This window comes from Caldimonas sp. (assembly GCF_046291045.1).
In the GTDB taxonomy this organism is placed as follows: Bacteria; Pseudomonadota; Gammaproteobacteria; order Burkholderiales; family Burkholderiaceae_C; genus Caldimonas.
This window is the reverse complement of the sequence record NZ_JBKBSL010000050.1, coordinates 1-15,269: the sequence shown is the minus strand read 5'-3', so window position 1 is coordinate 15,269 and position 15,269 is coordinate 1. Positions and strand designations below refer to the sequence as shown.

The window sequence follows — 15,269 nt, the reverse complement described above, 5'->3', positions numbered from 1 at the left end:
ACCAAACCTACCAGAGTCGTTGCCATCGTTGTCTATCGCCAGAAGTTGCCAAGAGGATGTGGAATCCGCCGGATTCCCGGAATGCCGGCGCCCGGGGCCGGCCTTGTGGGCTCAGCCCTGCGCTTTCAGGCGGGCGACCACGGCGTCGCCCATCTCCTTCGTCCCCACACGGGTGGTGCCTTCGCTGTGGATGTCGGCCGTGCGCAGGCCCTGCGCCAGAACCTCCTGCACGGCGCGTTCGATACGGTCGGCCGCCTCGGCCTGGTCCAGGCTGAAGCGCAGCATCATCGCCGCGCTCAGGATGGTGGCCAGCGGGTTGGCCACGCCCCGCCCTGCGATGTCGGGCGCTGAACCGTGGCTGGGCTCGTACAGGCCCTGCCCGCGGTCGTTGAGGGAGGCCGAGGGCAGCATGCCGATCGAGCCCGTCAGCATCGCGGCCTCGTCGGACAGGATGTCGCCGAACATGTTGCCGGTGACGATCACGTCGAACTTCTTCGGGGCCCTCACCAGCTGCATCGCGGCGTTGTCGACGTACATGTGCTCGAGTTCCACGTCCGGATACTGCGCATGCACCTCGGTGACCACGTCCTTCCAGAACTGGAAGGTCTCCAGCACATTGGCCTTGTCGACGCTGGTCACCTTCTTGCTGCGCTTGCGGGCGGCCTGAAACGCCACGTGAGCGATGCGCTCGATCTCGGGGCGGCTGTAGCGCATCGTGTCGAAGGCCTCCGGTGCGCCTTGGAAAGCCCCATCGGGCGATGCACGGCGGCCGCGAGGCTGGCCGAAATAGATGTCGCCGGTGAGCTCGCGGATGATGAGGATGTCCAGGCCCGCCACCAGCTCCGGCTTGAGGCTGGAGGCATGGGTCAGCTGCTCGTAGCAGATCGCCGGGCGGAAGTTGGCGAAGAGCTGCAGGTGCTTACGCAGGCCCAGAATGGCCTGCTCGGGACGCAGTGCGCGCTCCAGCTTGTCGTACTTCCAATCGCCCACGGCGCCGAAGAGTACGGCATCGGCCTGCTGGGCCAGCCTGAGGGTGGATTCGGGCAGCGGGTGGCCATGCACCTCGTAAGCAGCGCCGCCCACCAGGGCCTGCTCCATCTCGACGCGCAGCTCCAGCGCCTGGAGCACCTTGACGGCCTCGGCGACGATCTCGGTGCCGATGCCGTCACCCGGCAGGACTGCGATCTTCATGGTTTTCCTTGTGTTCATGGGATTCATGGCCCGCCTCAGCCAACCAGCCGATGGTTCAGCCAGGGCTTGCGCGCCAAACGTTCGGCCTCGAAGGCTTTGATCTTGTCGGCATAACGCAAGGTCAAGCCGATGTCATCGAAGCCGTTGAGCAGGCAGTACTTGCGGAAGGCTTGCACCTCGAAGGCGAGCTCGGTGCCGTCGGGCTTGACCACCACCTGGCGCGGCAGATCGATCGTGAGCTCGTAGCCGACGAAGGCATACACCTCGTCGAAGAGCCGGGCCACCTCGTGCTCGGGCAGCACGATGGGCAGCAGCCCGTTCTTGAAGCAGTTGTTGAAGAAGATGTCGGCAAAGCTCGGTGCGATCAGGGCGCGAAAGCCGTATTGCTCGATCGCCCAGGGGGCATGCTCGCGGCTGGAGCCGCAGCCGAAGTTCTTGCGGGCCAGCAGCACCGACGCACCCTGGTAGCGTGGCTGGTTCAGCACGAAGTCCGGGTTGGGTTGGCGCGTGGCCGGATCCTGACCCGGTTCGCCGCGGTCGAGATAGCGCCATTCGTCGAACAGGTTCGGACCGAATCCTGTGCGCTGGATCGACTTCAGGAACTGCTTGGGGATGATGGCGTCGGTGTCGACGTTCTCGCGGTCGATGGGCGCCACCACGCCTTTATGAATAGTGAACGGCTTCATGGGTGTCACTTCCTACGGCTGGCCGCCTCTTCCATCTTCTCACCAACCTTCTGGACATCTTTGCCCAGTCCCTCGATGGTGTTGCAGCCGGCCAGTCCGAAGGCCGCCACCAACAGCATGATCCACAGGTATCTCATGGCTCGGTCTCTCCTCAGGCCATGCGGCTCACATCGACGAAGTGGCCCTCGATGGCGGCAGCCGCGGCCATGGCCGGGCTGACCAGGTGGGTGCGCCCGCCAGCCCCCTGCCGACCCTCGAAGTTGCGGTTGGACGTGGAGGCGCAGCGCTCGCCTGGCTCGAGACGGTCGGCATTCATCGCCAGGCACATCGAGCAGCCCGGCTCTCGCCATTCGAAGCCGGCCGCCTTGAAGACCTGGTCCAGGCCCTCGCGCTCGGCCTGTTCCTTCACCAGGCCCGAGCCCGGCACGACCATCGCCAGCTTGACGTTGGCCGCCACCTTGCCGCCCAGGCGGCGCACCACCGCGGCAGCTTCGCGCAAATCCTCGATGCGCGAGTTGGTGCACGAGCCGATGAAGACCTTGTCGATGCGGATGTCCGATACCGGCTTGTTCGGCTCCAGGGCCATGTACTGCAGAGCCCGCTCCATCGCGCTGCGTCTGACGGCATCTTTCTCCCGCTCGGGGTCGGGCACGCGGTCGTCGATCGAGACCACCATCTCGGGGGAAGTGCCCCAGGTCACCTGCGGGCGGATCTGGCTGGCGTCGAGCTCGACCACCGCATCCCAGTGCGCGTCCGGGTCCGAATGCAGAGTTCGCCAGTAGGCAACGGCCTGGTCCCACTCCACGCCGGTGGGCGAGTACGGACGCCCCTTGACGTACTGGATCGTGGTGTCATCCACCGCCACCAAGCCGGCACGCGCACCGGCCTCGATGGCCATGTTGCACACCGTCATGCGGCCTTCCATGCTGAGCGCTCGAATCGCACTGCCGGCGAACTCGATCGTGTAGCCCGTGCCGCCGGCCGTGCCGATACGGCCAATGATGGCCAATACGATGTCCTTGGCACTGCAGCCCCTGGGAAGCTGCCCCTCCACTTTGACGAGCATGTTCTTGGCCTTCTTGGCCAGCAGCGTCTGGGTGGCCAGCACGTGCTCGACCTCGCTGGTGCCGATGCCGTGGGCCAGTGCGCCGAAGGCCCCGTGAGTGGACGTGTGGGAGTCGCCACAGACCACCGTCATGCCCGGCAGCGTGGCTCCCTGCTCCGGGCCGATCACATGCACGATGCCCTGGCGCTTGTCGTTCATCTTGAACTGCGTGATGCCCAGCCGATCGCAGTTGCGGTCCAGCGTCTCGACCTGCAGGCGCGAGATCGGGTCGGCAATGCCCTGGCTGCGGTCGGTCGTGGGCACGTTGTGATCGCTCACCGCCAGGTTGGCCGACAGGCGCCAGACCTTGCGACCAGCCACCTCCAGCCCCTCGAAGGCCTGCGGACTGGTCACTTCATGCAGCAAGTGACGGTCGATGTAGAGGATGGCCGTGCCATCTTCCTCGGTGTGGACGACATGCTCGTCCCAGATCTTGTCGTACAACGTGCGGCCCATGGCAGCCTCGTGGGTGGTAAGCCAATGATTTTAAGCTTTTGCAAGCAAAAACCCCGGCGCGGGGCCGGGGTCGGGAGATCGGGATCCACTCAGACCGCCAGGGGCGGCCCAGCCCCTGTGTCAGCCCCGTTGGGCTAGGGGTTTCACGTCACGCTTGGGCGAGCCAACGAAGAGCTGGCGCGGACGGCCGATCTTGTACTCGGGGTCGCCGATCATCTCGTTGAGCTGTGCAATCCAGCCCACCGTGCGGGCCAGGGCGAAAATGGCCGTGAACAGGCTCACCGGAATGCCGATGGCGCGCTGGACGATGCCCGAGTAGAAGTCGACGTTCGGGTAGAGCTTGCGGGCCACGAAGTATTCGTCTTCCAGCGCGATCTTCTCGAGCTCCATGGCGAGCTTGAACAGGGGGTCATTGCCCAGGCCGAGTTCACCCAGCACCTCATGGCAGGTCTCGCGCATGAGTTTGGCACGCGGGTCGTAGTTCTTGTAGACGCGGTGGCCGAAGCCCATCAGACGCACACCGGAGCTCTTGTCCTTGACCTTGGCGATGAACTCGCCGATCTTGGCCACGCCGCCCATCTTCTGGATGTCTTCCAGCATGTTCAGACAGGCCTCGTTGGCCCCGCCGTGGGCCGGGCCCCACAAACAGGCCACGCCGGCGGCAATGGCGGCAAACGGGTTGGTGCCCGAGGATCCGCACAGGCGCACCGTGGAGGTGGAGGCGTTCTGCTCGTGATCGGCATGCAGGATGAAGATGCGGTCCAGGGCGCGCACCAGCACGTCGTTGGGCTCGTACTCCTCGCAGGGCGTCGCGAACATCATGCGCAGGAAGTTCGCGGTGTACGACAGCGAGTTCTTCGGGTAGATGTAGGGCTGGCCGATGGAGTACTTGTAGGCCATGGCCACCAGCGTGGGCATCTTGGCGATCAGACGGATCGCCGAAATCTCGCGGTGCTGCGGGTTGTTGATGTCGGTGCTGTCGTGATAGAAGGCCGACATGCCGCCCACCAGGCCGGTCAGCACAGCCATCGGGTGGGCATCGCGACGGAACCCGCGCAAGAAGAACTGCATCTGCTCGTTGACCATCGTGTGGTTGGTCACGCGCGAGTCGAAGTCCTTCTTCTGGGCGGCGTTGGGCAACTCCCCGTACAGCAGCAGGTAACAGGTGTCGAGGAAGTCGCAGTGCTCGGCCAGTTGCTCGATCGGGTAGCCGCGGTAGAGCAGCTCGCCCTTGTCGCCGTCGATGTAGGTGATCGACGAATTGCACGAGGCGGTCGACAGGAAGCCGGGATCGTAGGTGAACTTGCCCGTCTGCGCATAGAGCTTGCGAATGTCGATCACGTCCGGGCCGATCGTGCCCTTGTAGATGGGGAGCTCCATCGAGGGACTGCCGTCCGAGAACGACAGGGTGGCTTTCACATCAGACGGTGTCATGGCTCTTCCTTGAGGCTATCCAAAAAAACGTCATCCGCGCCGACGCAGCAGGGCTAGCACTTCGCGCACCTCGGCACGATCGAGTTCGCCCTGCGGCTCCTTGCGGGCCAGCAGCAGATCCAGCAGGTCGTTGTCGGCCAGCTCCATCAGGGCCTGCAACCCTTCGGCCTGGCGCACCGTGATCGTCGACCCGTGGCGTGCGAAGAAGCGCTCGATGAACAGGTCGTTCTCGAGCAGCCCTCGCCGGCAGCGCCAGCGCAGCTTGCTCAGCGAGCGTTCATCGAGTGCAGTGTCCATCATGCGGCTTGCACGGACCTTATCACGGCGCGCGAGCGCCTTAAACGGCGCGACGCACCATCAGCTCCTTGATCTTCCCGATGGCTTTCGTGGGGTTCAGGCTCTTGGGGCAAACGTCGACGCAGTTCATGATGGTGTGGCAACGGAACAGGCGGTACGGATCCTCGAGGTTGTCGAGGCGCTCGCTCGTGGCCTGATCGCGGCTGTCGGCAATGAATCGGTAGGCCTGCAGCAGGCCGGCAGGGCCGACGAACTTGTCCGGATTCCACCAGAAGCTCGGGCAGCTCGTGGAGCAGCTCGCGCACAAGATACATTCGTACAGACCGTTGAGTTCGTCACGCTCTTCGGGCGACTGCAGGCGCTCCTTCTCGGGCGGTGGCGTGTCGTTGACGAGGTAGGGCTTGATCGAGTGGTACTGCTTGAAGAACTGCGTCATGTCGACGATCAGGTCGCGCACCACCGGCAGGCCCGGCAGCGGCTTGAGCACCACCACATCGGGCAACGTGCGCATGTTCGTCAGGCAGGCCAGGCCGTTCTTGCCGTTGATGTTCATCGCGTCCGAGCCGCACACCCCCTCGCGGCAGGAACGACGGAAGGACAGCGTCGGGTCGACAGCCTTGAGCTTGACGAGGGCGTCCAGCAGCATGCGCTCGGAGCCGTCGAGCTCCACCTGCAGGGTCTGCATGTACGGCTTGGCGTCCTTGTCCGGGTCGTAGCGATAAATCTGGAAGGTTCGCAGGGTCATGGGGTACTCCGGGCGCAGGCTTCAGAAGGAACGGACCTTGGGCGCGATGGATTCCACCGTCAGCGGCTTGAGGTTCACCGGCTTGTACTCCAGGCGGTTGCCCTCGCTGTACCAAAGGGTGTGCTTCATCCAGTCGCGGTCGTTGCGGCCGTTCGGGAACTCGGGCGTGTCGCCGTAGTCGTTCACCGTGTGGGCGCCGCGGCTTTCCTTGCGGGCCGCCGCCGACACGATCGTCGCCTGCGCGGCTTCGATCAGGTTCTCGACCTCCAGCGCCTCGATGCGGGCGGTATTGAAGACCTTGGACTTGTCCTTCAGCGCGATCGCCTTCACGCGCTCGGCGATCTGGGCCATCTTGCGCACGCCCTCGTCCATGCTGGCTTGGGTGCGGAACACACCGGCGTGCTGCTGCATGGTCTTGCGGATGTCGTTGGCCACGTCTTGGGCGTATTCGCCCGAGGTGCTGGCCTCCAGACGCGCTAGGCGAGCCAATGAACGGTCGGCCGCATCTTTGGGCAAAGGCTTGTGGGCTTTGGGCTCCTTCTTGAGGGTCTCGACGATGTGGTTGCCGGCCGCACGGCCGAACACCAGCAGATCCAGCAGCGAATTGGTGCCCAGGCGGTTGGCGCCGTGCACGCTCACGCAGGAGCACTCCCCGACCGCATACAGACCGGGCACCACCGTATTGGGGTTGCCCCCCTGGGGCACCACCACCTGACCGTGGATGTTGGTCGGGATCCCCCCCATCTGGTAGTGGATGGTCGGCACCACGGGAATGGGCTCCTTGGTGATGTCGACATTGGCGAAGTTGTGGCCGATCTCGTAGACCGAAGGCAGGCGCTTCATGATGGTCTCGGCACCCAGGTGGGTCATGTCGAGGACCACGTAGTCCTTGTTGGGACCGCAGCCCCGACCTTCCTTGATCTCCTGGTCCATGCAGCGCGAGACGAAGTCGCGCGGGGCGAGATCCTTCAGCGTGGGCGCGTAACGCTCCATGAAGCGCTCGCCATTGCAATTGCGCAGGATCGCCCCTTCACCGCGGCACCCCTCGGTCAGCAGCACACCCGCGCCGGCCACGCCGGTGGGATGGAACTGCCAGAACTCCATGTCCTCGAGCGGGATGCCGGCGCGCGCCGCCATGCCCAGGCCGTCACCGGTGTTGATGAAGGCATTCGTGGAGGCCGCGTAGATACGGCCGGCCCCGCCGGTGGCCAGCAGCACGGTCTTGCCCTCAAGGATGTGAACCTCGCCAGTCTCCATCTCGAGCGCGGTGACGCCCACGACGTCGCCGTCGGCGTCGCGGATCAGGTCCAGCGCCATCCACTCGACGAAGAACTGCGTGCGGGCCTTGACGTTTTGCTGGTACAGCGTGTGCAGCATGGCGTGGCCGGTACGGTCGGCCGCGGCGCAGGCGCGCTGGACGGGCTTTTCGCCATAGTTGGCCGTGTGGCCGCCAAAGGGGCGCTGGTAGATCGTGCCGTCCGGGTTGCGGTCGAAGGGCATGCCGAAGTGCTCGAGCTCGTACACGACCTTCGGTGCCTCACGGCACATGAACTCGATGGCATCCTGGTCGCCCAGCCAGTCCGACCCCTTCACGGTGTCGAAGAAGTGGTAGTGCCAGTTGTCTTCCGACATGTTGCCCAAGGACGCGCCGATGCCGCCCTGGGCCGCCACGGTGTGGGAGCGGGTGGGAAAGACCTTGGACAGCACGGCCACGTTCAGGCCGGCCAGGGCGAGCTGTAGGGAAGCCCGCATGCCGGAGCCACCAGCTCCGACGATGACGACATCAAACTTGCGCTTGGGCAGAGAAGTACCGATTTGCATTTACAGCCTCCACAACACCTGGATCGCCCAGCCGGCACAGCCGACCAGCCACACGATCGTGAACACCTGCAGCACGAGCTTGATGCCCACGGGCTTGACGTAGTCCATCCAGATGTCGCGCATGCCCACCCAGGCGTGGTAGAGCAGCGAGATGATCACGACGAAGGTCAGCACCTTCATCCACTGGCTCGAGAAGATGCCGGCCCAGCGGTCATAGCCCAGCTCCCCGGGCATCAAAACCTGCACCAGCAATACGAGAGTGAACAGCGCCATCAGCGCCGCCGTGACGCGCTGGGCCAGCCAGTCGCGAAAACCGTAATGCGCCCCGACCACCAGGCGCTTGGATCCGTAGTTCTTGCTCATCGCGGGATTCCGTTGCTGTTGTTCTCTGTCTCGCCCCGGCTCAATACAGGCCGAAGAGCTTGGCTCCGAGCACGACCGTCAGCAGCAAGCTCGAGGCCAGCGTGAAGATGGCGGAGCTGCGGCCCTGTTCCTTCGAGACGGTGTGGTAGACGTCCATCCAGAGGTGGCGAATGCCGGCGATGAAGTGGTGCAGATACGCCCAGATCAGCGCCAGCACGACCAACTTGAGCAACCAACCGGGCACGACGCCCAAGCCCACCTGAAAGGCGCTGGCGAAGCGGTCGAAAGAGACCTGTGAGCTCACGCTGGTGTCGAACATCCAAATGACCAGCGGCATCAGCAGGAACATCAGCGCGCCGCTGATGCGGTGCAGGATGGACACGATGCCGGCCGCAGGCAGCCGGTACTTGATGATCTCCGTGACGTGGATGTTTCGGTAGACCGGTCTATCTTTGGCGATTTCAGGCATACCCAACCTTGTGTAACAAATGTGAAACCAACCGATTTTATTGCAACGCAACAGCAGCGGATCGCCGACGTTGCGAGCAACGCACCGTCATTGCAGCTCGTTGCGGTAATAGTGGGTTGCGGTGTTGTACAGCCCGCGACGGAACTCCACCGGGCGATCACCATACGTCAGGGACAATCGCTCCACGCTGAGCAGGGGATAGCCGCGATCGACCTGCAGCAACGCGGCACAAGCCTCGTCGGCGGCCACCGCGCGCAGCTTCTCTTCGGCACGGATCATGCGCACACCGAACTCCGTCTCGAACAGCGCATACATCGGCCCGCGGTACTCACCCAGGCGTTCGGCCGTCAGACCTTTGAAGAGCTGACCGTTGAGCCAGATGTCGTCGAGCACCACCGGCACCCCCCGCGCACTGAGCAAGCGGCGGATCTGCACGGCCGTGTCGCCGGACTTGAGTTCCAGGGCACGCGCCACCTCGGCCGGGGCGCGCAGACGGCGGCAGTCGATCACGCGGCGCTCGAAAGGGACACCGCCCGGCTCGTCCGGGGTGAGGCGCAGGAAGCGGTACTGCACCCGCTCCTCGGCATGAGTGGCCACAAAGGTGCCCTTGCCCTGGCGGCGCACCAGCAGGTTTTCGGCCGCCAGCTCGTCGATGGCCTTGCGCACCGTGCCCTGGCTGACGCGAAAACGTGCCGCCAGCTCGACCTCGCTGGGAATGGCCTCCCCCGGGCGCCACTCGCCACCTTGCAGGCTGCGCGTGATCAGCGCCTTGATCTGCTGGTACAGCGGACTGAAGGCCGGCCCCGCCGAGTCGGGCGAGGCGGGATCGGTCGCGCTCTGAGGGGGCTGCTGTGCCATGGGCGGGATTGCAACATATCGCCCGCGCGAAGTCCAGGGACAGATGTCTTATATAAGACATAAGATGACAAACCTCGTGGTTTCCCGCCCCACTTTGACCTAAACTTCAGGGCGGTCACAACCCTCCCCTCCCCCTTGGAGCCAACCATGAGCAAGAAACCCGTTCGCGTCGCCGTCACCGGTGCCGCCGGCCAGATCGGCTACGCGCTGCTGTTCCGCATCGCCTCCGGCGAGATGCTGGGCAAGGACCAGCCGGTCATCCTGCAGTTGCTGGAAATCCCCGACGAGAAGGCCCAGAAGGCGCTCAAGGGCGTGATGATGGAGCTCGAGGACTGCGCCTTCCCGCTGCTGGCCGGCATGGAGGCCCACAGTGACGCCAAGGCCGCATTCAAGGACACCGACTACGCTTTGCTGGTGGGCGCGCGTCCGCGCGGCCCGGGCATGGAGCGCGCCGACCTGCTGGCCGCCAACGCCCAGATCTTCACCGCCCAGGGCAAGGCGCTGAACGAGTCAGCCTCGCGCAACGTCAAGGTGCTGGTGGTGGGCAATCCGGCCAACACCAACGCCTACATTGCGATGAAGTCGGCCCCCGACCTGCCGCGCCGCAATTTCACCGCCATGTTGCGACTGGACCACAACCGCGCGCTCAGCCAGATCGCCGCCAAGACTGGCAAACCTGTGGCCTCGATCAAGAAGCTGTGCGTGTGGGGCAACCACTCGCCCACGATGTACGCCGATTACCGCTTTGCCACGATCGACGGCGCGTCGGTGAAAGACATGATCAACGACCACGCCTGGAACAAGGACGTCTTCCTGCCCACGGTGGGCAAGCGCGGCGCGGCCATCATCGAGGCGCGCGGCCTGTCGTCGGCCGCCTCGGCCGCCAATGCCGCCATCGACCACATGCGCGACTGGGCCCTGGGGACGAACGGCGAATGGGTCACGATGGGCGTGCCGTCCAACGGTGAGTACGGCATCCCGAAGGACGTGATGTTCGGCTTCCCGGTCACCTGCGAGAATGGTGAGTACAGGATCGTCGAAGGTCTGCCGATCGACGAGTTCTCTCAGGCCTGCATCGACAAGACCCTGGCCGAACTGCTGGCCGAACAAGACGGCGTCAAGCACCTGCTGTGATGCCCGCCAGGCGCACCCGAGGGTCGCGCCTTGACCCCCGAAGGCCGGTACCCGCAGGTGTCGGCCTTTTTTGTTGCCCGCTTCCCTCTTCACCGACCGTCGGAGCCCGCGATGACCTCCCATGCCTCCGCCCTCCACCCCCGCCAGGCCTTGCTGGATGCCGGTGAGCAAGCGCCCGAGCTGCCGGTGTGCGACCACTATGCCGGCGTGGAAGCGCGCATGCGCAAGAGCCTGGCGCTCCAGGCCGAGCTGGGTGAGGCCCACGGCCGGGCGATTTTCGATGTGACGCTGGATGCCGAAGACGGTGCACCGGTGGGCGGCGAGCTCGAGCACGCGGCACTCATCGCCGAGCTGGTGAACAGCCCGGCCAACCGCTGGGGCCGCGTCGGCGCCCGGGTGCATCCGGTGGATCATCCGGCCTTCGAGGCCGAGATCGACCTGCTGCTGTCGCGCTGCGGTCCGCGCCTGGCCTACCTGATGCTGCCCAAGCCCCGCAACGCCCAAGACGTCGCCCAGGCCATCGAGCGCATCGATGCGATCGCACGCAACCTGGGGCTGTCGCATCCGGTGCCGGTGCATGTGCTGATCGAGACCCACGGCGCCTTGCACGAAGTGGATCGCATCGCCGCCCACCCGCGCGTGGAATCACTGTCCTTCGGTCTGATGGACTTCGTCTCGGCCCACCGCGGCGCGATCGGTGCGGCGGGCATGAGCGCAGCCGGCCAGTTCACCCATCCGCTCGTGCTGCGCGCCAAGCTGGAGATCGCGGCGGCCTGCCACCGCCATGCCAAGGTGCCCTCGCACTGCGTCGTCACCGAGTTCCGGGACCGCGAGGCCCTGGGCAGGGCCGCCCGCCGCGCCGCCGCCGAGCTGGGCTACACGCGCATGTGGAGCATCCACCCCGATCAGATCCTGCCCATCGTGGAGGCCTTCGCCCCGGACGCGGGCGAGATCGAGGAGGCCTGCGAGATCCTGCTGGCCGCCCAGGCCGCTCATTGGGGCCCGATCCGGCATCGCACGCGCGGCGTGGACACCCTGCACGACCGGGCCAGCTACCGCTACTACTGGTACCTGCTCGAACGCGCCGAACGCACTGGCCGCCCCCTGCCCGATGACGCCCGCGATGCGTTCTTTCGGGTTTCCACCAGGGATGCCGGAAGTCCGCTTACAGACTGAGGCGGAAGCTGCAAAATGTCTCAGATTCGTCGGCCCCCCCCTGCAAATTCAACGTGTTACCAAATGCACCTGCCCACAATCGAGGCTGTCTCATCTCGGAGCAGGAGAGTTTCATGAGCTTCCAACGCATCGTGATCGGCCTCGCGGGGGCGCTGGCCCTGACCGTCTGCGGGGCCGTGATGGCCCAATCGTCGCCTTCGGCCAAGAAGGCCCCCAAGGCCGGCCCGGCATCGGCCGCCCCCATGCAACTGGCTGCCGCCACACCCGAGCAGCTCGAGGCCGCCACGCGGGTCTACGTGGGCCGAAGCGACTGCGAATTCGGCCAGCACGTCACTGTGACGCCGCACCCGGACCACCCGGGTTACTTCAACGTCACTCTGGCTGGCAAAACCTGGGTCGTCAGGCCCACCGTCTCCTCCACGGGCGCGCTGCGCATGGAAGACGTGCGTGGCCAAGCGCTGTACTTGCAAATCGCCGACAAGTCCATGCTGATGAACACCGCACTGGGCTACCGCGTGGCGGACAACTGCGTGCACCCCAAGCACCGCGAGGCGATGGCCACCCACAAGCGCGAGAGCATTGGCATCGCCGCGAACTGAGGCCCGCTCCCTACGGCCTTCGGCGGCTTGCAGCCCGCACCCGACCGAGGACGGCCTGGCCCTTCACCAGGCACGAACAGTCCGCAGGGACTGTCCGTGTCCGGGCTCAGCCCCCTCAAGGGGGCGCCGCTGGCGGACCGGCAAAGCCGGATCCGCGGCGGCCACCCGATAACAGCCGCCCGTGGGGCGGCTTTCTCTTTGCCGGCCAAGACTGGCACAAGTCTTATATAAGACATAAAATAGGAGAGCCGGCCGATCCCGTCGGATCGGCCGATCCCTCCGGAGTGCCCATGCTGAAAACCTACCGCGACCACGTCGCCGAGCGCGCTGCGCTTGGCATCCCGCCCCTGCCCTTGTCGGCCCAACAGACGGCCGAGCTGATCGAGCTGATCAAGGCGCCGCCGGCCGGCGAGGAGGCCTTTCTGCTGGAGCTGCTCACGCACCGCGTGCCGCCCGGCGTGGACGATGCGGCCAAGGTCAAAGCCAGCTTCCTGGCCGCCGTCGCCCACGGCGACGTCTCGGTCGGCCTCATCAGCCGAGCCAAGGCCACCGAACTGCTGGGCACCATGGTCGGCGGCTACAACGTCAAGCCTTTGATCGACCTGCTCGACGACCCGGAAGTCGCCGGGGTGGCGGCAGATGGCCTGAAAAAGACGCTGCTCATGTTCGACGCCTTCCATGACGTGGCCGAGAAGGCGCGCGCTGGGAATGCCAAAGCGCGCGAGGTCATGCAGTCGTGGGCCGATGCCGAGTGGTTCACCAGCCGCCCCGAGGTGGCCCGGAAAATCACCGTCACCGTCTTCAAAGTGCCTGGCGAGACCAACACGGACGACCTCTCCCCCGCCCCCGACGCCTGGAGTCGTCCGGACATCCCGCTGCACGCCCTGGCGATGCTCAAGAACACCCGCCCCGACGCCGCGTTCAGGCCGGAGGAAGACGGCAAGCGCGGCCCGATCCGATTCATCGAGGAGCTGAAAAAGAAAGGCCATCTGGTGGCCTACGTAGGTGATGTCGTGGGCACGGGCTCGAGCCGCAAGTCAGCCACCAATAGCGTGATCTGGCATACCGGCGAGGACATCCCCTATGTGCCCAACAAGCGCTTCGGTGGCGTGACCCTGGGCGGCAAGATCGCTCCGATCTTCTTCAACACCCAGGAAGACTCCGGCTCGCTGCCCATCGAGGTCGATGTGTCCGGTCTCGAGATGGGGGACGTGATCGACATCTACCCCTACGAAGGCAAGATCGAGAAGGACGGCAAGGTCGTCGCCACCTTTCAACTCAAGAGCGAGGTGCTGCTCGACGAGGTGCGCGCCGGCGGGCGCATCAACCTGATCATCGGCCGCTCGCTGACGGGCAAAGCACGGGAATTCCTGGGGTTGCCTGCCTCCACGCTGTTTCGCCTGCCCAAGGCACCGGTGGACACCGGTCGTGGCTACACGCTGGCGCAAAAAATGGTCGGCCGGGCCTGCGGCCTGCCGGTGGTCAATGGCAAGCAGCAAGGCATCCGCCCGGGCACCTACTGCGAGCCCAAGATGACCACCGTCGGCAGCCAGGACACCACCGGCCCCATGACGCGTGACGAGCTGAAGGACTTGGCCTGCCTGGGCTTCTCGGCCGACCTGGTGATGCAGTCGTTCTGCCACACTGCCGCCTACCCGAAGGCAGTGGACGTGAAAATGCACCGCGAGCTGCCCGCCTTCATCAGCAACCGCGGCGGCGTCTCGCTGCGCCCGGGCGATGGCGTGATCCACTCCTGGCTCAACCGCCTGCTGCTTCCCGACACCGTGGGCACGGGGGGCGATTCGCACACGCGCTTCCCCATCGGCATCTCCTTCCCGGCCGGCTCCGGCCTGGTGGCCTTCGCCGCGGCCACCGGCGTGATGCCACTGGACATGCCCGAATCAGTGCTGGTGCGTTTCAAGGGCCAGATGCAGCCCGGCGTCACCTTGCGCGACCTGGTGCATGCGATCCCGCTGTACGCCATCAAGCAGGGCCTGCTGACGGTGGAGAAGAAGGGCAAGAAGAACATCTTCTCCGGCCGCATCCTGGAGATCGAAGGGCTGCCCGACCTCAAGGTGGAACAGGCCTTCGAACTGTCGGACGCCTCGGCCGAGCGTTCGGCGGCCGGCTGCACGATCAAGCTCAACAAAGAGCCGATCATCGAGTACCTGCAGTCGAACATCGTGCTGATGAAGAACATGATCGCCGACGGCTACCAGGACCGCCGCACGCTGGAGCGCCGCATCAAGGCCGTCGAGGCTTGGCTGGCCAAGCCTGAACTGCTGGAGGCCGACGCCGACGCCGAGTACGCGGCCGTGATCGAGATCGACCTCAACGAGATCCGCGAACCCATCGTCTGCTGCCCCAACGACCCGGACGATGCCAAGTTCCTGTCCGAAGTGGCCGGCACCAAGATCGACGAGGCCTTCATCGGCTCGTGCATGACCAACATCGGCCACTTCCGGGCCGCGGCCAAACTGCTGGGCGGCCAGCGTGACATCCCGGTGAAGCTGTGGGTAGCCCCGCCCACCAAAATGGATCAGAACGAACTGATCAAGGAGGGGCACTACGCCGCCTTCGGCACCGCCGGCGCGCGCACCGAGATGCCCGGCTGCTCGCTGTGCATGGGCAACCAAGCCCAGGTGCGCGAGGGCGCCACGGTGATGTCCACCTCGACCCGCAACTTCCCCAACCGCCTGGGCAAGAACACCAACGTCTTCCTGGGTTCGGCGGAGCTCGCCGCGATCTGCTCCAAGCTGGGGCGCATCCCGACGGTGGCCGAATACCACGCCGAGATGGGCATCATCAACAAGGATGCTGCCAGCGTGTACCGCTACATGAACTTCGACCAGATCGAGGAGTACGCGGACACCGCCAAAGCGGTGGTGGTCTGAGCGGCCGACGAGCCCCTTCCTGAACGGCCCTGCGGGGCCGT

15 protein-coding genes are annotated in these 15,269 nt (G+C 65.3%); 4 read left to right on the top strand and 11 right to left on the bottom strand.

Going from position 1 to position 15,269, the window contains the following annotated elements; translation table 11 throughout:
* Positions 1-111 precede the first annotated feature (111 nt).
* The 11 genes from leuB to ACK4ZD_RS14080 all read right to left on the bottom strand — a co-directional run bounded on the left by leuB (position 112) and on the right by ACK4ZD_RS14080 (position 9,425).
* Positions 112-1,191: a 3-isopropylmalate dehydrogenase gene (leuB, locus tag ACK4ZD_RS14130; RefSeq protein ID WP_409663399.1), complete on the bottom strand. Its 1,080-nt coding sequence runs from the start codon at positions 1,189-1,191 to the stop codon at positions 112-114.
* 35 nt (positions 1,192-1,226) lie between these two features.
* Positions 1,227-1,877, bottom strand: coding sequence for a 3-isopropylmalate dehydratase small subunit (leuD, locus tag ACK4ZD_RS14125; RefSeq protein ID WP_409663396.1), 651 nt, complete (start codon positions 1,875-1,877; stop codon positions 1,227-1,229).
* 5 nt (positions 1,878-1,882) lie between these two features.
* On the bottom strand, positions 1,883-2,014 hold the full coding sequence (locus ACK4ZD_RS14120; protein ID WP_409663393.1) for an entericidin A/B family lipoprotein: 132 nt from the start codon (positions 2,012-2,014) through the stop codon (positions 1,883-1,885).
* 14 nt (positions 2,015-2,028) lie between these two features.
* A complete protein-coding gene (leuC, locus tag ACK4ZD_RS14115) occupies positions 2,029-3,438 on the bottom strand; it encodes a 3-isopropylmalate dehydratase large subunit (protein ID WP_409663390.1) in 1,410 nt (469 codons plus the stop codon).
* Positions 3,439-3,558: 120 nt separating this feature from the next.
* Positions 3,559-4,872: a citrate synthase gene (locus ACK4ZD_RS14110; RefSeq protein WP_409663388.1), complete on the bottom strand. Its 1,314-nt coding sequence runs from the start codon at positions 4,870-4,872 to the stop codon at positions 3,559-3,561.
* Positions 4,873-4,902: 30 nt separating this feature from the next.
* Positions 4,903-5,172, bottom strand: coding sequence for a succinate dehydrogenase assembly factor 2 (locus ACK4ZD_RS14105; RefSeq protein WP_409663385.1), 270 nt, complete (start codon positions 5,170-5,172; stop codon positions 4,903-4,905).
* Between the two features lie 37 nt (positions 5,173-5,209).
* A complete protein-coding gene (locus tag ACK4ZD_RS14100) occupies positions 5,210-5,914 on the bottom strand; it encodes a succinate dehydrogenase iron-sulfur subunit (protein ID WP_409663383.1) in 705 nt (234 codons plus the stop codon).
* A gap of 21 nt (positions 5,915-5,935) precedes the next feature.
* Positions 5,936-7,735, bottom strand: coding sequence for a succinate dehydrogenase flavoprotein subunit (gene sdhA, locus ACK4ZD_RS14095; protein ID WP_409663380.1), 1,800 nt, complete (start codon positions 7,733-7,735; stop codon positions 5,936-5,938).
* On the bottom strand, positions 7,736-8,098 hold the full coding sequence (gene sdhD, locus ACK4ZD_RS14090; protein WP_409663377.1) for a succinate dehydrogenase, hydrophobic membrane anchor protein: 363 nt from the start codon (positions 8,096-8,098) through the stop codon (positions 7,736-7,738).
* A 40-nt stretch (positions 8,099-8,138) separates the two neighbouring features.
* A complete protein-coding gene (gene sdhC / locus ACK4ZD_RS14085) occupies positions 8,139-8,567 on the bottom strand; it encodes a succinate dehydrogenase, cytochrome b556 subunit (RefSeq protein ID WP_409663373.1) in 429 nt (142 codons plus the stop codon).
* Between the two features lie 87 nt (positions 8,568-8,654).
* Positions 8,655-9,425 (bottom strand): GntR family transcriptional regulator, encoded by a 771-nt coding sequence (locus ACK4ZD_RS14080; RefSeq protein ID WP_409663370.1) that lies wholly within the window; start codon positions 9,423-9,425, stop codon positions 8,655-8,657.
* 147 nt (positions 9,426-9,572) lie between these two features.
* On the opposite strand from ACK4ZD_RS14080, the gene ACK4ZD_RS14075 reads away from it, so the two are divergent.
* The 4 genes from ACK4ZD_RS14075 (at position 9,573) to acnB (ending at position 15,228) form a co-directional block, all read left to right on the top strand.
* Complete coding sequence (locus ACK4ZD_RS14075; RefSeq protein ID WP_409663367.1) at positions 9,573-10,559, top strand: malate dehydrogenase; 987 nt, start codon at positions 9,573-9,575, stop codon at positions 10,557-10,559.
* 111 nt (positions 10,560-10,670) lie between these two features.
* The gene (locus ACK4ZD_RS14070) at positions 10,671-11,735 is read left to right on the top strand and encodes an HpcH/HpaI aldolase/citrate lyase family protein (protein WP_409663365.1); all 1,065 of its coding nucleotides are present in this window, start codon (positions 10,671-10,673) and stop codon (positions 11,733-11,735) included.
* Positions 11,736-11,848: 113 nt separating this feature from the next.
* A complete protein-coding gene (locus tag ACK4ZD_RS14065; RefSeq protein ID WP_409663362.1) occupies positions 11,849-12,334 on the top strand; it encodes a hypothetical protein in 486 nt (161 codons plus the stop codon).
* A 290-nt stretch (positions 12,335-12,624) separates the two neighbouring features.
* A complete protein-coding gene (gene acnB / locus ACK4ZD_RS14060; protein WP_409663360.1) occupies positions 12,625-15,228 on the top strand; it encodes a bifunctional aconitate hydratase 2/2-methylisocitrate dehydratase in 2,604 nt (867 codons plus the stop codon).
* Positions 15,229-15,269: the final 41 nt, after the last annotated feature.